General features: G+C 62.8%; 19 protein-coding genes. 9 read left to right on the top strand and 10 right to left on the bottom strand.

From position 1 onward, the window contains the following. Positions 1-93: 93 nt before the first annotated feature. Positions 94-417 carry a winged helix-turn-helix domain-containing protein gene (locus PQR67_RS32150; protein ID WP_408466837.1) on the top strand — a complete coding sequence of 108 codons (324 nt, stop codon included), beginning with the start codon at positions 94-96 and terminating at the stop codon, positions 415-417. Positions 418-555: 138 nt separating this feature from the next. Here PQR67_RS32150 and PQR67_RS32145 read toward each other — a convergent pair whose 3' ends face one another. The 3 genes from PQR67_RS32145 to PQR67_RS32135 all read right to left on the bottom strand — a co-directional run bounded on the left by PQR67_RS32145 (position 556) and on the right by PQR67_RS32135 (position 3,612). Continuing rightward, complete coding sequence (locus PQR67_RS32145; protein WP_408466836.1) at positions 556-1,905, bottom strand: DUF2325 domain-containing protein; 1,350 nt, start codon at positions 1,903-1,905, stop codon at positions 556-558. A gap of 120 nt (positions 1,906-2,025) precedes the next feature. Continuing rightward, entirely contained in the window at positions 2,026-2,478 is a 453-nt protein-coding gene (locus tag PQR67_RS32140; protein ID WP_408466835.1) for a hypothetical protein, read from the bottom strand. A 258-nt stretch (positions 2,479-2,736) separates the two neighbouring features. After that, the gene (locus PQR67_RS32135) at positions 2,737-3,612 is read right to left on the bottom strand and encodes a LysR family transcriptional regulator (RefSeq protein ID WP_408466834.1); all 876 of its coding nucleotides are present in this window, start codon (positions 3,610-3,612) and stop codon (positions 2,737-2,739) included. Between the two features lie 119 nt (positions 3,613-3,731). Between PQR67_RS32135 and PQR67_RS32130 the strand changes: the two genes are divergently transcribed. The 3 genes from PQR67_RS32130 (at position 3,732) to PQR67_RS32120 (ending at position 6,921) form a co-directional block, all read left to right on the top strand. Then, a complete protein-coding gene (locus tag PQR67_RS32130; protein WP_408466833.1) occupies positions 3,732-5,318 on the top strand; it encodes an MFS transporter in 1,587 nt (528 codons plus the stop codon). 134 nt (positions 5,319-5,452) lie between these two features. Continuing rightward, on the top strand, positions 5,453-5,932 hold the full coding sequence (locus tag PQR67_RS32125; RefSeq protein WP_408466832.1) for a nuclear transport factor 2 family protein: 480 nt from the start codon (positions 5,453-5,455) through the stop codon (positions 5,930-5,932). Positions 5,933-6,042: 110 nt separating this feature from the next. Further along, positions 6,043-6,921 (top strand): 2OG-Fe(II) oxygenase, encoded by an 879-nt coding sequence (locus tag PQR67_RS32120; protein WP_408466831.1) that lies wholly within the window; start codon positions 6,043-6,045, stop codon positions 6,919-6,921. Between the two features lie 28 nt (positions 6,922-6,949). On the opposite strand, the gene PQR67_RS32115 is transcribed toward PQR67_RS32120, so the two are convergent. From PQR67_RS32115 to PQR67_RS32100, 4 genes are all read right to left on the bottom strand, one after another. Continuing rightward, positions 6,950-7,594: a cation diffusion facilitator family transporter gene (locus PQR67_RS32115; RefSeq protein ID WP_408466830.1), complete on the bottom strand. Its 645-nt coding sequence runs from the start codon at positions 7,592-7,594 to the stop codon at positions 6,950-6,952. Positions 7,595-7,842: 248 nt separating this feature from the next. Continuing rightward, positions 7,843-8,277, bottom strand: coding sequence for a GNAT family N-acetyltransferase (locus tag PQR67_RS32110; protein ID WP_408466829.1), 435 nt, complete (start codon positions 8,275-8,277; stop codon positions 7,843-7,845). Between the two features lie 182 nt (positions 8,278-8,459). Continuing rightward, positions 8,460-9,899: an MFS transporter gene (locus PQR67_RS32105; protein WP_408466828.1), complete on the bottom strand. Its 1,440-nt coding sequence runs from the start codon at positions 9,897-9,899 to the stop codon at positions 8,460-8,462. Between the two features lie 486 nt (positions 9,900-10,385). Further along, complete coding sequence (locus PQR67_RS32100) at positions 10,386-11,267, bottom strand: isocitrate lyase/PEP mutase family protein (RefSeq protein ID WP_408466827.1); 882 nt, start codon at positions 11,265-11,267, stop codon at positions 10,386-10,388. Between the two features lie 170 nt (positions 11,268-11,437). Between PQR67_RS32100 and prpR the strand changes: the two genes are divergently transcribed. From prpR to PQR67_RS32080, 4 genes are all read left to right on the top strand, one after another. Next, on the top strand, positions 11,438-13,435 hold the full coding sequence (prpR, locus tag PQR67_RS32095) for a propionate catabolism operon regulatory protein PrpR (RefSeq protein ID WP_408466826.1): 1,998 nt from the start codon (positions 11,438-11,440) through the stop codon (positions 13,433-13,435). Positions 13,436-13,582: 147 nt separating this feature from the next. Beyond that, positions 13,583-14,146, top strand: coding sequence for an alkyl hydroperoxide reductase subunit C (gene ahpC, locus PQR67_RS32090; protein ID WP_074287374.1), 564 nt, complete (start codon positions 13,583-13,585; stop codon positions 14,144-14,146). Positions 14,147-14,297: 151 nt separating this feature from the next. Next, complete coding sequence (ahpF, locus tag PQR67_RS32085; RefSeq protein ID WP_408466825.1) at positions 14,298-15,890, top strand: alkyl hydroperoxide reductase subunit F; 1,593 nt, start codon at positions 14,298-14,300, stop codon at positions 15,888-15,890. 358 nt (positions 15,891-16,248) lie between these two features. Further along, positions 16,249-17,403 (top strand): alkane 1-monooxygenase, encoded by a 1,155-nt coding sequence (locus PQR67_RS32080; protein WP_408466824.1) that lies wholly within the window; start codon positions 16,249-16,251, stop codon positions 17,401-17,403. Between the two features lie 90 nt (positions 17,404-17,493). On the opposite strand, the gene PQR67_RS32075 is transcribed toward PQR67_RS32080, so the two are convergent. Next, positions 17,494-17,907 carry a DoxX family protein gene (locus PQR67_RS32075; RefSeq protein WP_408466823.1) on the bottom strand — a complete coding sequence of 138 codons (414 nt, stop codon included), beginning with the start codon at positions 17,905-17,907 and terminating at the stop codon, positions 17,494-17,496. A 107-nt stretch (positions 17,908-18,014) separates the two neighbouring features. After that, positions 18,015-18,740 (bottom strand): pirin family protein, encoded by a 726-nt coding sequence (locus PQR67_RS32070; protein ID WP_408466822.1) that lies wholly within the window; start codon positions 18,738-18,740, stop codon positions 18,015-18,017. Between the two features lie 136 nt (positions 18,741-18,876). Between PQR67_RS32070 and PQR67_RS32065 the strand changes: the two genes are divergently transcribed. Continuing rightward, positions 18,877-19,755, top strand: coding sequence for a LysR family transcriptional regulator (locus PQR67_RS32065; RefSeq protein WP_408466821.1), 879 nt, complete (start codon positions 18,877-18,879; stop codon positions 19,753-19,755). Positions 19,756-20,202: 447 nt separating this feature from the next. Here the strand turns inward: PQR67_RS32065 and PQR67_RS32060 are convergent, their stop codons facing one another. Continuing rightward, entirely contained in the window at positions 20,203-21,219 is a 1,017-nt protein-coding gene (locus tag PQR67_RS32060) for a 1-aminocyclopropane-1-carboxylate deaminase (RefSeq protein ID WP_408466849.1), read from the bottom strand. Positions 21,220-21,291 lie beyond the last annotated feature (72 nt).

Here is a 21,291-nt window from a genome sequence, read left to right as displayed (position 1 = left end):
TCGTGTATCCTTTCGCGCATGGCTGATACCGCGAAAACTAAACCAAGACCCGAGACGAAATCCGCGAAACCGCGCCCCGAGGTGCGCTTCAGAATGCGCATTCTGAGCGGTGACGCCGTTGCGCTCGGACCGGGCAAAGTCGAACTGCTCGAAGCCGTGCGCGAATACGGCTCGATCTCGGCAGCGGCGCGCAGTCTCGGCATGTCGTACCGGCGTGCCTGGCTGCTGATCGACGAGCTGAACCGCTCGCTCAAGGAACCCGCCACCCATTCGGAGCAGGGCGGTCAAAGCGGCGGTGGCTGCACGCTGACACCGGTGGGTGAAAACATCATTCGTCTGTACCGCGACGTGGAAGTCGAGGCGCAACGAGGCTGCGCGAAACAGATCGCCGAGTTGACCAGGCTGATTCGCTCCTGAGCGGCGGGCGCTGAGCGTTTGGCGATTCGGCGCCCGGGTCTGACGGCTTACCGCTTACCGCTTACCGCTTACCGCTTACCGCTTACCGCTTACCGCTTACCGCTTACCGCTTACCGCTTACCGCTCGCCGTCAACGGCTCAACTGTGGCGCAGGCAGAATGCCGAGGGCGGTGGCTTGCCCAACTGGGCAAGATGCTCGGGACGCAGACGGTCCACCAATTCGACGAAGCTCGCCACGCTCGCGGTGCGCAACGGGTAGTAGTCGATCTGATGGCGCTCACACACCCGCTTGAGCGTATTCATCGAATCATGATCGACACAGTCGACCGGAAACACGACGATATCCGCGCCCGGCAACGCAGCGGCAAGCAGACCCTTGCGATCTTCCACGCCGCCGTCATGCACCACGAAATCACCGCCGGCGGCTTCCACCAGCCGCTTGAGCGCCGCGTTCGAGCCGGGGCGGCCACCCACATACACGATCCGTTTGCCGCGCATACTGTCGAGGCTCGCTTGCCGCGTCCCGGCGCCAACGCCGTGGGCCGCATCCACCGTTGCACGCTCCAGCGCATCGCATTCGCCTTGCACCAGTTTGAGAAGCGCCAGCGCCTGATCGTGGCTCTTGCGTAACGCGAGCGCCGCGCCTTGTTCCTGCAGCACCCGTTGTTCCGCGGCCTCACGGCGGCTGGTGTGCAGCGCTACCCGCTGGTCGGTGTCGGCCAGCTTGTCGCGCAGCCTGGACACTTCGGCTTCGAGACCGGTTGGGTTCGTTGGTGTCTGGCGCGTGGCCAGGGCGGCGAGCTGCGCGATCTGTTCATTGAGCGCGGCGATCGACGCGTCGCGCTGCATGCCGATTTCCTGCAGGCGGGCTTGCTGCCGCTCGACTTTTTCTTTCAACCCGGCGTTTTCCGCTTCGAGCGCAACCAGCCTGCGGATGTCCGCGCGATTCGCCGCGCCGACCAGATGCGACAACATGTGCAATTCGCCGAACGCTTTCTGGCGCACGTGCAGGGTCGCGTACGGATGCGTCATCAACGCCCAGTAAGCGGGCGGGATGTCACCACTTTTCAGTGCTTCTTCCCAGAGCTTCAGCAGCGCGACTTCGTCGGCGGCTTTGTCGAAGCGGCGGATCGCCACCGCATAGTGCTCATCGAGCAACTTGTGCAGGGCTTTGGCGCCCGCACCGCCATCGATCGCGAGTTCGACTGCCGAGTGGTGAATCTCCAGATCGCTCGCGTCGCGGCTATCGCGGCCGGTGAGTTTAGGCACCAGCTTGCGCAGTTCGTGGGTGCTGAGACAGGTGCCGATGATCGAACAATGCAGTTGGCCGTCGAGTTCGGCAAGGCGCGCGCGCCGTTTGGCGTTCGCGAGCACCGCCTTGGCCGGCGTGCAGCACGGATCGGCCGCGCGCAAACCGGTCCCGGCCAGCTCGTCGCCGGACAGTTTGAGACGCGAGGGCTGGGCAAGACGAAACGGGGGCGTGTGCATGAAGACCTCGAATCCGGTTCTGGCGTCAGGCTGACTGAACGTGAGTGCTCGACAGGCGCGCCACGCAAGCGTTGCTGACGATATATTTCACGGGATATAGCGATGGCCAAATAAAAACGTTCATAAGTGGCTATGACGATCAAGCACATGCCCGACGCACAGGCCGATAAATGCCGCGTCGAGCCGTTCGAGTTCCGCCACCACCTTGCGCAATGCGGCCAGATCGGTGCTGTACGCGTCCGAGAATATCGCGTCGCGAAGCTGCTCGGCAGAGCGCGCCTCTTCGATCGAAGCTTTCAATTCGCGCAGACGGACGAACGCCGTGGCGCTGGCTTCTTCGGCGAGAATCGAGAGCAACTGGTTCAGTGAATGTGAACCCGAGGTACCGACCGATGCGAAGTTCAAGCGATCGTCCGTCAGCATCATCACGAAGCGCTGCACGCTGCCGTAAAAGCGCCGGTAAGCATCCACGACATCGCGGATCAGCTCGGCACGGCCACGCTCGGAGGCCGATCTGACCGCGACAATGGTCGACGAAAGCCCCTTCGCGAGGCGTCCCGCCGGGATGGGCAAGGTGGATCGCAATAGGGGAAGCGATGTCGATTGCGCTGTGGGTCGCACTGTCAGTTGCGCTACAGGTTGCGCTACAGGTTGCGCTGTAAGTTGGGCTGTCACTCGCGCTGTCATTCGATTACGCACCGCTGCTGGCTCCTGCTGGCTTGTTTCGCTTCATTGTGCGCGGGCGACGGGCGAGCCGCCGCGTTTCACGAAGCATACCGTGATATTCGATAGGATATAACGAAAGGCGATACGAGTGTTGCAGAGGCGGCTTTAGCCGTTTCGCGCGAACTCGAGAAACGCCCGCACGGCCGGCGCCCGTTCGAACTTTCGAAAGGCAAGCGCAATTTCCGAAGCGATGGGCCTGCCGGCGATGTTTCGGTAGACAACGCCGGGCAAGGTGATGCAATCGGCCAGCGTGTGCGGCACGACCGCGACATTGCCGCCAAGCGATACGCATGCCAGCACTGCCGCGAGGGTGCCGGGGCGCGAGCCGAGTTGCGGCGAAAAACGCCCGCGCCGCGCGACTTCGAAGGTGCCGGCTTCCTGTTCCGGCAGCACGAAACACTGGTCGCGAAGATGGGCCGGTTTGATCTCCGGCAAGCCGGCCAGCGCGGAATTTTCCGGCAGCGCGAGGACGAATGTATCGCGGTGCACGGTGCTTGCCTGAATGCCGTCGACGAGCGGCATCGGCGGGCGCACGTAGGCCGCGTCGAGCAGGCCGTCGCGCAGCATCTCGGCCGCGCCGTCCATTGGCACCTCGCGAATCGAAACATCGACGCCCGGATAGCTGGCGCGAAAGCCACCCACCGCCCGTTGCAATACGCCTGCGTACGCGGCGGAGGCAACATAGCCGACTTCGATCCTGCCCAACTCGCCGCGCTCGGCGAGAATCGCGCGCTCCTCGCCGCGTGCGAGGTGGTCGAGCGCGCTGAGCGCTTCGACGAGGTAGGCGTTGCCCGCCGCGCTCAATGCCACCGACCGCTTGGTGCGATGAAAAAGCCGCGCGCCGAGCAGCCGTTCGGCTTCCTGGATCAGCTTGGTCAGCGAAGGGGCCGCGATATCCAGTTCATCCGCGGCACGGGAGAAGTGCAGATGTCTCGCAACGCAGACGAATGAGTGAATATGGCGGAGTTCGAGTTTTCGCATGACTTTCAGTATTTCCGCCTGAGCTAATTATTCTGTGATTCTATGCTAATGACAGGCAATAGACGCCATGGCTACCATGGCATCACTTCTATTCCACTCCGCCTGTCTGTATGCCATCCATGTCTCCCCGTCCCACTGTGACCGCGCAGCCGCCGGACGCCAGAAGCGCGCAACCCGTCAACCCCGCGTTCGTGCTGGCCACCGCATCGGCGACCTGCGCGCTGATCGTTCTCGATACCAACGTCGTGGCCGTCTCCTTACCGTCGATCGCACGCTCGTTCCATGCGAGTTTCGCCGATGTCGAATGGGTGGTCAGCGCCTATATGGTCGCTTTCGCGTCATGTCTGCTGCCCGCCGGCGGTCTTGCCGATCGGGTCGGCCGCAAGCGGATGCTGCTGCTCGGGCTCGCGGTGTTCTTTCTGGCCTCGCTGGGGTGTGGCGCGGCGTCATCGGCTGTCATGCTGAACGTGGCGCGCGCGATCAAGGGCGTCGGCGCCGCGATGCTGCTTACCGCGGCGCTCGCCGTGATCGCCAACACCTTCCACGAAGGTCCCGCACGCGTGCGGGCATGGGCCGTGTGGGGCACCTGCATGGGTCTCGCGACAACGGTCGCGCCGCTCGTCGGCGGTGTGATTACTCAATGGCTCGGCTGGCGCTGGATCTTTCTGCTCAATCTGCCGGTGTGCGCCGTGCTCGCGTGGTGCGCGTCACGCGCGATTCGCGAATCGCGCAATCCTGCACCGGGTCCGCTCGATGCCGCCGGCGGTATCCTGTTCGGCCTTGCGCTCGCGCTCGGCATTTGGGCGCTAATCGAGGTCCCAGCCGACGGACTCGCGAGCTGGGCAACCGGCGCGAGACTCGCGGCATGCGTGCTGCTGTTTGGCGCCTTCATCCAGGTGCAACGCTCGCGGGCGCATGCGATGGTCGACCTGAGCCTGTTCCGTCAGCGGCGCTTCGTTGCCGCCGTTCTCGCGATGTTCGGCTACGCCGCCTGCGCGCAGGTGATGATGACGTTTTTGCCGCTCTATCTGCAGAACGCGTTCGGTCTATCGGCGGTCATGGCGGGCGTCGGCATGCTGCCGTTCGCGCTGGCGATGGTGCTCGGGCCGTATATCGGCGCAGTGCTCGCGAGACGCTTGACGGGCATGGCATTGCTGTCGGCCGGGCTCGTGCTGATCGCAGGCGGCAATCTGCTGACGGCGTGGGTAGCCGGCGACTCGAGCTATGTGCTGGTGGCGCTCGGCATGGTCGTGACGGGACTCGGCGCGGGGATCATGAATGGCGACACGCAGAAAGCCATCATGGCCTGCGTGCCGCCGGATCGAACCGGTATGGCGTCCGGTATCAGCACGACGACACGGTTCACGGCGATCGTCACGTCGGTGGGTGTGCTGGGCGCGGTGCTCGCGGCCCGTACTCACGCGGCGTTCGTGGCGGGCACCCCAATGACATCTGAGGTCAGAACCGTACTCGACTCGGGTTTCATGTCGCGCGTGCTGGCGGGCGACACGGGCCAGGCCACCGCGCATCTGCCGCCTGCGCTGCGGGTCGCGTTGGTGTCGGCCGCGCACGCGAGCTTTGCCAGCGGCTTTGCCGCGGCGCTTGCCGTGGCCGGTGCGATTGCGGTGGCGATTGCAGTGGGAATCGGTTTGCTGGGTCGCGAGAGCGATGCCGTGCGGGTGGGCGAGGCCGCCTCGAACGGGTGAGTGGCGGCGGATAACCGGCGACACCCCCGGCCGCCTCGTTTTCCGATATCGTGTGCTGCTTGCGCGCGCTCAAACCTTGGGGCGCGCTTTTTCCCGGGTCGCCTCCACGACCGGCAACGTATAAGCACAAAAAAATGAGCCATCCCAATACCGAACTGATCGAGCGTTTCTACACCGCGTTCCAGCAGCGTGACGCCGAAACCATGGCCGCCTGCTATGCCGACGACGTGGTCTTCAGCGATCCGGCCTTTGGCGAGTTGCGCGGCGATGAGGCGCGCGACATGTGGCGCATGCTGGTGGCGCGGGCGCAGGACTTCTCGCTGACATTCGACGGCGTTCAGGCCGATGAGAGCAGCGGACGCGCCCACTGGGTGGCCCGTTACACCTTCAGTCAGACCGGCCGCACGGTGGTCAACCGTATCGACGCGCGCTTTACGTTCCGGGAGGGCCGCGTCGTCGAACATCGCGATACGTTCGACCTTTGGCGTTGGACCCGTCAAGCGTTAGGCGTCAAGGGCGTGCTGCTCGGATGGACTCCTTTCGTGCAGCGCACAATCAGGGCGCAGGCAAGAAAAGGCCTCGATCTTTATCGCCGCCGGCAGCGCAGCGCGTAGACAGGTCGACGCGAGGCCAACCCGTTATCAACCCGGCCCATTCCACCCAGTCTTGCTATGACCCGGCCAGTTGATGCAGTATTTCGTGACAGAGACAAGCGGGGAGTGCTATGCCGGTAGTGGATGCGTCGTGGGAAGCGTGGCTGAGCAGCAATGTAGCGCGCGGTTGCAGCATCGACTCGATGATCGATGCGATGGTGCAAGCCGGTTTCGCCACGGAAGCCGCGCGGGCACAAGTACACAGGGCGTTCGGCAAGGACCCGGCGGAAGCGGGCGACTCGCCGCTGGCCGCCACCGAGGCCGCGCTGGCAAAAGCCGCGCCGCAAACCTACCAGTACGATGCGTCGCCGGTTGCGAGCGGCAATCTGATCCGCGCCCACGATCGCGACGTCCGCGTGCTGATGCGCTGCGAGCGGCCGCAAGTGATCGTGTTCGCGGATGTGCTCTCGCCTGACGAGTGCAACGAGATGATCGAACGCTCGCGGCATCGGTTGAAACGATCCACCACGGTCAATCCCGCCACCGGCAAGGAAGACGTCATCCGCAACCGCACCAGCGAAGGCATCTGGTACCAGCGCGGGGAAGACGCGTTCATCGAACGGCTGGATCAACGCATAGCGAGTCTGATGAACTGGCCGGTTGAAAACGGCGAAGGGCTGCAGATTCTGCATTACGGCACGACCGGCGAATATCGCCCGCACTTCGATTATTTCCCACCGGATCAGGCCGGCAGCGCGGTGCATACCGCCCAGGGCGGCCAGCGCGTCGCGACCCTCGTGATCTATCTGAACGACGTGCCGGACGGCGGTGAAACGATTTTCCCGGAAGCGGGGATGTCGGTCGCGGCGCGACAGGGTGGCGCGGTGTATTTCCGCTATATGAACGGCCAGCGCCAACTCGATCCACTGACCTTGCACGGCGGCGCGCCGGTGCTCGGCGGCGACAAATGGATCATGACCAAGTGGATGCGCGAGCGGGCCTACGGCTGAGGCGCGCCGGGTGCTCTAACCCGGCGCGTTATTCGGCCGCGTGACGTGCGGCCGCTCGTCCCGCCGCGCCGGCTGACAGTTGCGTCAATGCGCTGCGTGCGCTGACGCAGCCCATGCGCATGATCATCAGCCCGATCGCCGCGCCGGCCACGTGGTCGAGCATCGGCATGCCCGCCATGCTGCCGGCCACACCGAGGGTCGCGACCAGCGCCGATACCGCGTCCATGCGCGCATGCCATGCACTCGCCAGCAGAATCGCCGAGCCGGTGCGCCGGCTTTCGGCGCGCAGGTAGCGGAACAGCCCTTCCTTGGCGATCGTGACGAATCCGCTGATAGCGAGCGCGCAGGCTTGCATCGCCGTGCTGGGGCTCAAGGTGGCGGTTTGTCCGATGCTATGCCAGAGCATTTCGGCTGCGGTGACGATCAGCAGGGCGGCGATGAAGAGCGACGCCACGGCTTGCGAGGTGTTGCCGTCTCCCTCACGTTGCGTTGCGTTCAGGTTTTTCGTGCTGAGGACCAACACCATGAGCACGACACCGTCGGCGACCAGGTCGCTCAAGGTGTGGATGCCGTCGGCGAACAGGCCGTCCGAATGCGCGGTTAAGCCGATGGCGATCTGCATCGCCATGAGAAAGGCGTTGAGCAGCGCGCTGACGGAGGCGGCTTTAAGCAAGGCGGCCGCCTTTTATGGCACGGCTGTGGCAGTCGCTGTCTCGCATGGCGGAAGACGGTGGCATTGGGTCGGGACGCTTTATGTTGTCGCAGGAAATTACCTGTCGAACGTGGCGTTCAGATGACAGTGCCGCAAGCGCTATAGGCGACCGGATGCTTCTCGTTTGCAGACGTGCGCGAGTGGGGCGCCCCGCCTGAGTGTGCCGGGCGAAGCGCGAACGGCCCAGCGACCAGCCACCCGCGTTTTGTTCAAGCCGTCTTGTAGATATCCGGGTTGTGCAATTCCATATAGCGCTCCGGCGTTGTCAATTCCCTGAAGCCGTGCGGTTTGTAGACGTGGTGAGCGTCTGTCGTGACCAGCACGATTCGGCGCAAACCGGTCAGTGACGGGCTGGCGAATATGTGCTTCATCAATGCCGACGCATATCCTTTGCCGCGGTGCGCCGGCAGCACGAAAACATCGCACAGGTAGGCGAAGGTCGCCTGGTCCGTGATCAGGCGGGCAAACGCGATCTGTCTGCCTTCGAGATACGCGCCGAAACATAGCGACCCCGTGATCGCCCGGTCGAACGTCTCGCGTGGCATACCCTTCGCCCATGCGGTCTGCTGGGAAAGAAACGCGTAGATCATCTCGATGTCGAGATCGGCCTTGTTGCTCGAAATGGTCAGCTCGTTGGCTTGCACTGCGTCTCTCCGCCTGTTCTGGTTAAGCAATCAAAGGATGCGGCGCCGGCTGGGCCGCGCTGCTTCGACTCATACTTCAAACCCCGCCATCCCGCGCCAACGTACGACCTGTAAGGCGGCACGCAGACTGCACTTGCCGCTGGACCCCGGCGTGAACAACGGCGTCGCATACCGCGTTGCGCTCAGCTTTTTGCCGGGTCTTCGACGCCGCGCGAACCGCCGCCGATACTCTGACCCGCGTCGCGTGCAAGACCCAGGTAGCCGGCCACGGACACCAGCGTCAGCACGCCGGCAAACAGAAACGCCAGGCGGAAATCGTCCAGGCTGAATGCACGGCCGGCCGTCTCGCCGTTAAAGACCGCTGCCGCGCGCAGCGAGACAGCGCCGAAGGCAATCCCCAGACCGATCGTCATCTGGGCGGCGGCGCTCCATAGCGTGCTGGCCGCGCTCATCTGCGGTTGCGAGACGTCGGCGTAGGCGAGGGTGGCAAGCGTCGAGAATTGCATCGAGCGCGCCACGCCGTAAATGAACACGACGAACAACACCAGCACGAGCGGCACGTTCGGTGTCAACAGTCCGCAGGCAATGATGAAAATACCGGCCAGTGTCACGTCGATAATCGACACCATCCGGAAACCATAGCGTTGCAGGATGCGTGTGGTCAGCGCCTTCATGCCGAGGTTGCCGAGCGCGCTCGCGAGCAACAACAGGCCCGACTTGAACGCCGACAACCCGAACCCGACCTGGAACAGCAGCGGCATCAGGTACGGCACCGCGCCAATGCCAATGCGGGTGAACGAGCCGGTCACCACCGTCACGGAAAAAGTCGGGATTTTCAGCGTGGAGACGTCGATCAGCGGATGCGGATGGCGTTTTGCATGCCGGAACGCCACCACGCCCATCAGCAAGCCGCCGAGGATGACCGCGCCGGCCGTCCAGGGATTCTCGCCAGGTTGGCTCGCCAGTTCAGCGCCGTACAGAATCGCCGTCAGCGTCGTGGCGCTCAGCAGGAGGCCGACGACGTCGAGCGGTTTGCGTTCGGTGCCGCGCAGGTTCGGCACCAGCGCGAGTGCAACGGCCATCGCCGCCAGACCGAAGGGCACGTTCAGGAGAAAGATCCAGCGCCACGACGCGTACGTGGTGATGAAGCCACCCACCGGCGGCCCGATCACCGGCGCGGCAATCGCCGGCCATGTGATGGTGGAGATCGCCTGCATCATGCGGCTCTTCTCCGTACTGCGGACCACGATCAAACGGCCGACCGGCACCATCATCGCGCCACCCATGCCTTGCAGCAGCCGCGCGGCCGTAAATTCGGCCACGTTCTGCGACAAGCCGCACAACACCGAAGCCACCGTGAACACGCCGATCGCGCTGAAGAACACCGTGCGCGAACCGCAGCGGTCGGCGACCCAGCCGCTCACCGGGATGAAAATCGCCAGCGCCAGCATATAGGCCGTCATCCCCAGGCTCAGGCTGTTCGGTCCGACGCCGAACGAGTGCGCCATCTGCGGCAGCGCGGTCGCGATCACCGTGGTGTCGAGATATTCCATGAAGAAGGTGCCGGCCACGATATACGGCAGCCAGCCGATGTGCGAATTGCGTGTGCCGCCGCCGGTCATGGGCCCTTCCTCATCGCACTGCGCGCGGATTCACTGACGCCGCCACCGTGCCGGTGCGTACGCCGAGAGAGTTTCGACTTCATGTTTTGGCGACTACCTTTCGAAAACGTGTTTCCGGCATCCGTATAGAGACCAGCAATGAGATCGCAGCCCATCCGGTGACGTACCAGTAAAGATAGGGTTCATGCCCGCTAGCCTTGAATCGTAACGCAACAAACCCGGTCGTACCGCCGAGGATTGCAGTGGTCAGTGCATAAGGCAAGCCGACGGCGAGCGCGCGGATGCGCGCCGGAAACAGTCCGCGAGAAAGTCGTGCCACTCGATCAGATTGCCGGCCAGGCCGCCGGCAATCGAGCGAATCCGCAGCGGCGCAGCGCTATGGATGGTAGCGACGTCATACTCGCGGCTCGTCTACGGGGCGAGGGACGTCGGGTCTCCCGGTTACCGGGGCCTGGTGGTAATGAGCCTGCGCGCTGTCTATGCAGCTCAATCCTTCGCCGCGTACTCCCGGTCGAGCCTGTCGTACAGCGGCTTGTTCACCAGACGCTGGCGTTCGCTGAACGGCGCAACGAGCGTGGCGTCTTCATCGAGGCGGCCGTTGCTCTTCAACGTGCCGAGCGCGCGCTGCATGCCGAGCACCGCGCCGTGCAGCGCCGCGTTCGCGTACAGCACGATGCCGTAGCCGAGTGTGGCGAGCGCCTCACGCGATTGCACCGGCGTCTTGCCGCCGATCACGATGTTGATCAGTTGCGGCTTGTCGAACAGGCCCGGCAGACGTTCGATGTCGGCCAGCGATTCGGTCGCTTCGATAAACAGAATGTCCGCGCCGGCTTCGATGAAGCGATGGCCGCGCTCGATCGCGTCTTCAATGCCGTGGACCGCGGCCGCATCGGTGCGCGCCATGATCTGCAGGTTGCCGTCTTCGCGGGCGTCGACGGCCGCGCGGATCTTGCCGACCATCTCACTCGTGCTGACGACTTCCTTGCCGGCGAAGTGGCCGCATTTCTTCGGCATGATCTGGTCTTCGAACTGGATCACGTCGGCACCGCTGCGCTCGAGCACGCGCACGGTCTGGCGCACGTTCAGCGCGTTGCCGAAGCCGGTGTCGGCGTCGACGATCAGCGGCAGCGCAACGGCGTCGCGAATCCGCGCGCAATGCTCGGCGACTTCGGCCAAGCCGATGAAGCCGAGGTCGGGCAGGCCGAGCGACATGTTGGTGACGCCCGCGCCCGTGATGTAGATCGCTTCGAAGCCGGCGTCCTCGATCACGCGCGCGCTCATTGCGTTAAAGGCGCCCGGCACGAGCATGCCCTGGCGTTGGTCGACTTTGGCGCGGAAGGCGGCGCGGCGGGTGGCGGAAGTGCTCATGGCGGTGTGTCTCCTGATGGGGAAGGAAGTGATAGAACGTCGGGCCTAATTTGCAGGAACCATGCCATTGGCCAGTTTGAAAATTTATCCCGGGCAATCAGTAGCTTAGGCGGAACGGCGGTGCCGCCATGGTTCATGGCAGAATGCGAGTGTGTTCCATGAAACGTTTCATGGAACGTTTCAGCTACGAGCGGAGCGTCGCAGTGTCCACTTTCACGTCGTCCTTTGCCAGTCCCCATTCTGGCCTGCCGGGCGTTGCTCTGGTCAGCATCAGCCGCTTGCAATCGGTTTGCGAGACGGTCGCGCCGCGTTATGCCGATCGCGCCAGGTTCTTTTCGGTCCGCGAAGGTTACGGCGCTGCTGTCACGGCCCTGCAGGCCTATGTTGACGCGGGCTCGGTCGACGTCGTGCTGGCCGCCGGATCGAATGGCGCCTACCTGCGCGATAACCTGAGCGTCCCGGTGGTGATGGTCAAGGTGAACGGCTTCGACGTGCTGAGCGCGATCACCCGCGCCACGACGAGCTGGCCCGGCGCACAGATTGGTCTCGTCCTGCACGAAACCATCTCGCACGAACTCGCGGACCTGCGCGCGTGGCTGAACATCGGCCTGAAGCAGCGCGCCTATCGCTCGATCGACGAAGTGCGGCTTGCGGTCGCCAATCTCGCGGCCGAAGGCTGCAGCGTGATCATTGGCCCCGGCATGGCCTGCGATTTCGCGCAGCAGGCCGGCCTGGAGAGCGTTTTTCTGTACTCGCTCGGCGCGGTCGAAGAGGCGTTCGAGCGCTCGGTCGAACTGGCGCGCGTGAGCCGCCAGAAGGAATCGAAGCGGGTGCGCCTGAACACGATCGTGGCCCATCTGCGCGACGGGGTGGCCGCCTTCGACGACGCCGGTCAGCTAGAAGCGGTCAATCCGGCGATGCTCGATTTGCTCGGCCTCGATCGCGAACAGGACATTCCGGCGCAATTGACGCGGGCCGTCGGCCCGTTGCTGCGCGAAACGCTCGAGCATGACACGCCGGTCGAGGAGCGTATCGAGCAGATCGGCGGCCGCGCGCTGATCGTCAACTGTGTGCCGATCGTCGAGCAGGGCTTGCGTTCGGGCTCGGTGATCACGGTGCAGGACGCACTGGTCGCGCAGCGGATCGACCGCTCGCTGCGCACCAGTCAGCGGCCCAGGCATCTGGTTGCGCGACACCATCTGGACGATCTGATCGGCGGTTCGGCGGCGCTCGAGCGGGTGCGGCGGCTCGCGCGTGCGGGCGCGGCTCACGACGCCACCGTGCTGCTGAGCGGCGAAAGCGGCACCGGCAAGGAATTGGTCGCGCAGGGCATCCACAACGCCAGCCGGCGGCGCGGCAATCCCTTCGTCGCCTTCAACTGCGCGGCGCTGCCCGAAGGGTTGATCGAAAGCGAGTTGTTCGGTCATGAGGAGGGCGCGTTCACCGGCGCGCGGCGTGGCGGCAAGCCGGGCCTGTTTGAAATCGCCCATACCGGCACGATTTTTCTCGACGAGATCGGTGAGATGCCGGCGGCGCTGCAAAGCCGGCTGCTGCGCGTGTTGCAGGAACGTGAAGTCATGAAGCTCGGCGCCGGGCGCGCGACCCCCGTCGACGTGCGGGTGATTGCCGCCACGCATCGCGACCTGCACGCGCTGGTCGAGCAGGGCGCGTTTCGCGCGGATCTGTATTTCCGGTTGAATCTGCTCCAGATCGCATTGCCGCCGCTGCGCGAACGACGCGGCGACGTCGCGCCACTGGCGCTGCACGTGTTGAAGCGCAGCGCGCGCCAATACGGGCTGTCGGATGCCGGGCTCGAGCGGGTGCTGACGTTCCTCACGCCTTTGTTCGAGCACTATGCGTGGCCTGGCAATGTGCGGGAACTGGAAAATCTGCTGGTGCGCGCCGCGATTTACCTGAGCGATTCGGCCGGCGAGGGCCGGCAGGACTTGCAGGCGGTATTTCCGGAGTTCGGACGGACGCGTCAGACTGTCGCGGGTGTGCGCGCCGCCATTCCTTATGACCACGTTACCGGTGAGGCCGCAGTCCGTCGCGCCCCCACCCGCGAAGACGTCATACGCGCGCTCGAACAGGCCGGTGGCAATCGTGCCGCGGCCAGCCGGGCGTTGGGAATCGGCCGCACGACTCTTTGGCGGCTCATGCGGGACTGAGCGTGGATTGGTGCGGCGCAATAGCCGCCGCCAGACATTCAAATAGCAATAAACTATCGAAATAATTGAAACATACCACTTTACCTATTAAGCGGTGTCTGACATACTGACTCCACTTTCCAACCACCCTGAAAGAGGACTCAGTAAATGCCGATCATCAACAGTCAAGTCAAACCGTTTAAGGCACAGGCTTTTCACAACGGCGATTTCCAGACCGTCACTGAAGAAAGCCTGAAGGGCAAGTGGTCGGTTTTCGTTTTCTACCCGGCTGACTTCACCTTCGTGTGCCCGACCGAACTGGGCGACCTGGCCGATCGTTACGCCGAATTCAAGAAGCTCGGCGTCGAAATCTACAGCGTGTCGACCGATACGCACTTCACGCACAAGGCATGGCACGACACGTCGGACACGATCCAGAAGATCAAGTACCCGATGCTGGCTGACCCGACGCTCGCCATCTCGCGCAACTTCGACGTGCTGATCGAAGAAGAAGGTCTGGCACTGCGCGGCACGTTCGTGATCAACCCGGAAGGCGAGATCAAGCTGGCCGAAATTCACGACAACGGTATTGGCCGTGACGCTGGCGAACTGCTGCGCAAGGTGCAAGCTGCTCAGTACGTCGCAGCTCACCCGGGTGAAGTTTGCCCCGCCAAGTGGACGCCGGGCGCAGAAACGCTGACCCCGTCGCTCGACCTGATCGGCAAGATCTAAGGTCTAAAAACCTCACGCAGTAAGCGCCTCACGGCGCATCGCCGTGCCGACCGCGTTTTACCGCGGTTCGCACGCCCCCGGGCTGCGCGCCTCCTATCCGGATGCGTGCGGCGCCCGGGACCCAACACCCCTCGTCACGGAATCGAAAGCCATGCTGGACGCCAATCTCAAGACTCAGTTGAAATCCTACCTCGAAAAGGTTAGCAGGCCTATCGAGATCGTCGCCTCGCTCGACGACAGTGCGAAATCGCAAGAGCTGCTGGCATTGCTGAACGATATCGCGACGTTGTCGGAACGCGTCACCGTGATCGAACGTCGCGGCGACGATGAGCGCAAGCCGTCGTTTTCGATCGGCGAGCCGGGCAAGGAAACGGGCATCCGTTTCGCCGGCATTCCGATGGGGCATGAATTCACGTCGCTCGTCCTCGCGCTTTTGCAGGTCGGCGGCCATCCCGTCAAACTCGACGACGCGGTGATCGAACAGATCCGCAATCTCGACGGCGACTATCAATTCGAAACGTATTTTTCGCTGTCATGCCAGAACTGCCCGGAAGTTGTCCAGGCACTGAACGTGATGGCGCTGCTCAACCCGCGCATCCGCCACGTGGCGATCGACGGCGCGCTGTTCCAGAACGAAGTCGAAGCGCGCCAGATCATGGCGGTACCGACCATGTTCATGAACGGTGAAGTGTTCGGCCAGGGCCGCAGCGGCGTGAAGGAAATCCTCGCCAAGCTCGACACCAACGCCGGTGCGCGTGCGGCGAAGGAACTGGAAAAGAAGCCGGTGTTCGATACGCTGATCGTCGGCGGCGGTCCCGCGGGCGCGGCAGCGGCGATTTACTCGGCGCGTAAAGGCATTGCCACGGGTGTCGTGGCGGAACGTTTCGGCGGCCAGGTGCTCGATACGCTGGCGATCGAGAACTTCGTTTCCGTGACGCATACCGAGGGACCTCAGTTCGCCACGGCGCTCGAACAGCACGTGAAGAGCTACGAAGTCGACATCATGGACGTGCAGCGTGCTGAAGCGCTGATACCGGGGCGCATCAACGAGGTGCGTCTGGCGAACGGCGCGGTGCTGAAGGCGAAGACGATCATTCTGGCAACCGGTGCCCGCTGGCGCGAAATCAACGTGCCGGGTGAGCGCGAGTACCGCAACCACGGCGTGGCGTACTGCCCGCACTGCGACGGTCCGCTGTTCAAGGGCAAACGCGTCGCGGTGATCGGCGGCGGCAACTCGGGCGTCGAAGCGGCAATCGATCTCGCCGGTATTGTGCGTGAAGTGACGCTGTTCGAATTCGGCGCACAACTGCGCGCCGATGAAGTGCTGCAACGCAAGTTGCGCAGCCTTGCCAACGTGACGATCGTGACCCAGGCACAGACCACGGAAATCACCGGCGACGGCAAGAAGGTCAATGGTCTGGTTTACAAGGACCTGCGCTCCGGCGAAACGAAGAATATCGAACTCGAAGGCGTGTTCGTGCAGATCGGTCTCGTGCCGAACACCGAATGGCTGAAGGGCACGGTCGAATTGTCGAAGCACGGCGAGATCGTTGTGGACGCACGCGGCGCAACATCAGTGCCGGGCGTGTTCGCTGCCGGCGACGTGACCACGGTCCCGTTCAAGCAGATCGTGATTGCGGTGGGCGAGGGCGCGAAGGCATCGCTCTCCGCCTTCGATCACCTGATCCGCAGCAGCGACGTAGACGAAGTGGTGAGCGAAGCGGAAGTCGAAGCAGCAGTTTGATGTGCTTGTGTGAGTCATGGACGGCGGCCTTGGGGCCGCCGTTTTTGTTGGTGGCGAGACCCGACTCGCGTCAAGGCGGGCTGGCCGTCGGGAATTCAGGCTGATCGTGGCGCCGGCGCGCCGAAGTGCGCCGCAGCAAATCGGCAAACACCCGTTTCATTCACCCGCTCGACGCCCGCCCCCCATACCGCGCCAATGGCTCTTTTGTTTGGAGCCCCCCACCTGGGCCAATTTCCTGGCTTTCCCACCCGTCAGGCCATATAAATCTGGGAGTCGGCCACGGTCCTGGCGGCATGCGTACTGGCTGGCAAGCGCACAGCTTGCCGATACCAAGCGACATAAAACAAGGAGGGAGACAATGGCAACATCGCAAGCGGCCCCCGCCCGGTGGGTCGACGGCAAGCGCTATTTGTGGCTGCTCGGCGCACTCACCATCACCTTGCCGCTGCACGCCGCCAATCTGGCGTTGCAGACCGGCTGGCATATCTTCTGGTGGTTCGGGCCGATTTTCGTGTTCGGCATTATTCCGGTGCTCGATTATCTGATCGGTGACGATCCGAGCAATCCGCCGGAAGAGGTCGTTCCCAGGCTCGAGCGGGAGCGTTATTACCGCCGTGTGGTCTATCTGGCCACCTTCATCGAGTACATTTCGTTCTTCGGCTCACTGTGGATCGTCGGCACGCACCCTCTGGCGTGGTACGACTATCTCGGCTTTGCGCTTTCGCTGGGCGCGGCAACGGGCGTGTCGATCAATACCGCGCACGAGCTCGGTCACAAGACCGACGGTTTCGAACGATGGCTCGCCAAGATCACGCTGGCGCCAGTCGCCTACGGGCATTTCTTCGTCGAACACAATCGTGGGCACCATGTGCGCGTGGCTACGCCGCCCGACCCGGCGAGCGCGCGCTACGGCGAATCGTTCTGGCGTTTTCTGCCGCGCACGGTATTCGGCAGCATCGCGTCGGCGTGGCGCCTCGAGAAGCATCGGCTCGAACGTCTTGGCAAATCACCCTGGACATGGCGCAATGAAGTCCTGCATTCGTGGGCCATGACGGCTGTGTTGTGGGGCGCGATGATCGCGCTGTTCGGCAAAACGGTGATTCCGTTTCTGCTGATTCAGGCGGTGTACGGCGCCTCGTTGCTCGAAGTGGTGAATTATCTGGAGCACTACGGGCTCGGCCGCAAACAGCTCGCGAGCGGCCGTTATGAGCGTTGCCAGGCGCAGCACTCATGGAACAGCAATCGTATCGTGACGAATCTGTTTCTGTACCAGTTGCAGCGTCACGCCGATCATCATGCCAATCCGACGCGCTCTTATCAGGCACTGCGTCATTTCGACGGCGCACCGCAATTGCCCTCCGGTTACGCAACGATGATCATGCTCGCGTATGTGCCGCCGCTATGGTTTCGCGTGATGAACCCACGCGTGGTCGCGCATTATCAAGGCAACATGGCGCAGTCGAATATCCGGCCGGCCATTCGCGAGCGCGTGTTGGCGCAGTTTGCCGGCTAGCTTGACTGCCCCGATACAAAGAGAAAGCCGCCCGGCTGGGCGGCTTTTTATTGGGCTTGCCGGACACCGGCCGCCTGGTTTCGCGTCGTCTTAACGCCGGTCGAGCGAATACTTGCCGGCGCCCGTCACGCACAACAGCAACAAGCCACCCATGATGCTGATGTTCTTGTAGAAGTTGATCATGTTTTCGTACTGCGCGGCGCCCGTCATGTTCCAGTAGTGGTGGCCGATGATCGCCGTGCCCAGCGTATAGATCGCCAGCAGCAGAGCGAGCGGGCGCGTGTAGAAGCCCACCACGAGCGCAATGCCCACCACGAACTCCATCACCACGGCGATGACCGCCGACAATTCCGGAATCGGCGCGCCGCTCGACGTCATATAAGCGACGGTGCCGGAAAAGCCCGTCAGCTTCGACCAGCCGAACATGACGAACAGCACCATCAACAGGATGCGGGCGACGAGAATGACTGCGTCTTTCTGATTTTCAAATAGCGTATAGCGCATGATTTTTCTCACGAGATAAGGAAGGGTGCGGCTCGCCGCAAACTTCGCGGCGAGCCACGCTGAAGCCGGCCAGATCTATCGGCAGTCAAGCCGCTCGATCGAGTCGCTTAAGCCCACAACTCCGACACTTCAATATTACGCAGATCGAACACCAACACCTCCGCGTCGTGACCTTGCGTGAAGGTCAGGGCTTCTTCGTCGCGGACCCGAGCGCCGTCGCCTTCGCCAAGCTCGACGCCGTTCACTGTGACGCTGCCGCGCGCCACCTGGATATAAGCATACCGATTACTGGCCAACTCGAGGCGCGCAGTTTCGTCACCGTTGAAAAGACCGGCATAGACACGCGCGTCCTGTTGCAGCACGAGCGAGCCGTCCGCGCCGTCCGGCGACAGCACGAGGCGCAACACGCCGCGCTTCTGGTCCGCGCCAAAGTGACGTTGCTGATAGCGCGGCGTGGTGCCTGTCTGCGCCGGCGCAATCCAGATTTGCATGAAGTGCACGGGCTCGCTCTTCGACTGGTTGTATTCGCTATGCGCGACGCCGGTTCCCGCGCTCATCAACTGGATGTCGCCAGGCACGATCACCGAGCCGGTGCCCATCGTGTCCTTATGTTCCAACGCGCCGTCCAGCACGTACGAAAAGATCTCCATGTCGCGGTGCGGGTGCTTGCCGAAACCTTGGGCCGGTGCGACACGGTCGTCGTTGATCACGAGCAGGTCGGAAAAGCCGTTCTGCTTCGGATCGTGATAGTTCGCGAAGGAAAACGTATGACGCGAGCTGAGCCAGCCGTGCTCCGCGCGGCCGCGTTGATTGGCGTGTCTGATATCGAGCATCGTATTTCTCCTTGGTTCTGTTGTGCGATCCGGGCCAGATGGTTGGCTGCGATCCATGAATGACAGTTTAGGTCAATCAGGATGGCTATAATCGGGTTGAAATAGGAAACACTGTCTCCTCAAGGTGGACAATACGATGCAACTCGATGACATGCGGATCTTCGTCGCCACGGTCGACGCCCATAACTTCACCGCGGCGGCGAAACGGCTGGCGCTGTCGAAGCAGTTCGTCAGCCGGCGCGTGATGGCGCTGGAGGAGGCGCTCGGCGTGCAGTTGCTGATCCGCAATACGCGCAAGCTGGCCGTGACCGAACTTGGGCAGGAATTCTATGAGCGCGCGCGGCGCATTCTCGGCGAGGTGGAAGACGCCGAGCAGGCCATGTCGCTGCGCCGCGCCGGGCCGCGTGGGCTGCTGCGGATCAGCGCGCCGATGTCGTTCGGCATGACGCATCTGTCGCCGTTGGTGGCCAGCTTTCTGCGCGAGCATGATGAGGTGCGCTTCGATATGGAGTTGAGCGATCGCACCGTCGACGTGGTGGGTGAGGGGTTCGATATGGCGATCCGGATCGGGACGTTGCCGGATTCCACGCTGATCGCGCAGAAGCTTGTCGATGTCAGGATGGTGGTGTGTTGTAGTCCGGGGTATGTGCGGCGGCGTGGGGCGCCGGTTCGTCCTGGTGATCTGGCGCGGCATTCGTGTCTGCTATACGGGCATGGTGGGGCTGTGAGTTGGGATTTTGTGGTCGATGGGGTGGTGAAGGGGGTTGAGGTGCGGGGGCCGCTGCGGGCTAATAATGGAGAGTTGGTTCGCGATGCTGCCATCGCCGGGCTTGGGATTGTTCGGCTTCCTGATTTTATTGTTTCTCGTGCGCTTGGTAGTGGGCAGTTGGTGACGGTGCTGGATGAGTTTTTGCCTTCGGCGAGTACCGTTTATGCTGTTTATCCGCAGCATCGGCAGAGTTCGGTCAGTATTCGGGCTTTTGTTGGGGTTTTGAGGGAGGGGTTGGGAGGGTGATTTTTTTTTGTTGCCTGCGCGGCGCTTGGGGTTGTGTGTTTGAGGTGTTGGACTTTTCTTGTTCTGGTTTTTTTGGCCTTTCCTTGCTTTGTTAGTGGTGTATTAGTGTTGCCCCTGTGCGGGGCGGCACTTACTTCTCTTTGCCGGCCGCAAAGAGAAGTAAGCAAGAGAAAGCGGCTCAAACCGCTAATTCTTAAGCGGGTCCCCCGCACAGCCACGGTAGTGGTGCATCTGGAATCCGTGTTCTCGCACATTTCGCCCCGGTGACACAGCCGTCATTCTTCCGGCGGCGCTGCGCGCGCCGATGCCCTTTTCAAAAAATGCTCGCTGTGGTTGCGGATTCGGTTGCGGTAGGTCGACGCTATTTGCCTTGCGTTGCGCACTACGTATCTTGCATCCGCCGCTATTTATCCGCTGTCGCTTGTTTTCTCGTCATCCCGTCGGTGGCTAACCGTTGCGGAAAATGAAGCTGTAGCCGTTCAGCGCGGGGACGCCGCCCAGGTGCGCGTACAACACGCGGGAACCCTCAGGGAATTCGCCGTTTCGTACCATGTCCAGCATGCCGTGCATCGATTTTCCTTCGTATACCGGGTCGGTCAGTACGCCCTCAAGTCGCGCGCACAGGCGAATCGCCTCCAATGTGCCTTCGTTCGGTAAGCCATATTCGGGGCCGCCGTAACGCTCGTCCAACACCACGTCCTTGCTCGTGATGTCGCGGCCAAGTTCGATTTTTTCCGCGGTTTGCTTCGCGATTCGGAAGATCTGCTCGCGTGTCTGTGCAGGCTTCGCGGAGGCATCGATCCCAATCACGCGCTCCGCGCGGCCGTCGGCGGCGAAGCCCGCGATCATGCCCGCCTGGGTGCTGCCAGTCACGGAACACACCACGATATAGTCGAACCTGAAACCAAGTTCGGCTTCCTGCTGACGCACCTCCTCAGCAAAACCAACGAAACCAAGGCCGCCCAGCGGATGGTCCGAGCAGCCCGCCGGGATCGCGTAGGGCTTGCCGCCCGCAGCGCGCACACTCTCCAAGGCATCTTCCCAACTCTTGCGGAAACCAATGTCGAAGCCGTCAGCAACCAGCCGGACGTCAGCCCCCAGAATGCGCGACATCTGGATGTTGCCCACCCGGTCATAAACGGCGTCCGAATAGTTGACCCAGTTCTCCTGGACCAGCACGCACTTCATCCCCAAATGCGCAGCAACCGCCGCAACCTGACGGGTCTGATTCGACTGGATTCCGCCAATCGATACCAGCGTGTCACATCCCTGTGCCAACGCCTCAGGAATCAGATACTCCAGCTTGCGCGTCTTGTTGCCGCCAAACGCAAAGCCGCTGTTGCAGTCCTCACGCTTCGCATACAAATGCACCCTGCCGCCCAGGTGGTCGCTCAAACGCTTCAACGGCTGGATCGGTGTGGGCCCAAAAGTCAGCGGGTAGCGAGCGAATCGTTGCAGGTTCATGGCAGCTCCAGAGAGGTAGGTTCGACGCGTGCAGCATGCCGCCGCGCTAAACAAATGGTAGGGAATCGCGCG

This window comes from Paraburkholderia fungorum (assembly GCF_046026025.1).
Classification (GTDB): Bacteria; Pseudomonadota; Gammaproteobacteria; order Burkholderiales; family Burkholderiaceae; genus Paraburkholderia; species Paraburkholderia fungorum_E.
Note: the sequence above shows the minus strand (reverse complement) of the source record. Positions and strands in the feature narration are given on the sequence as shown.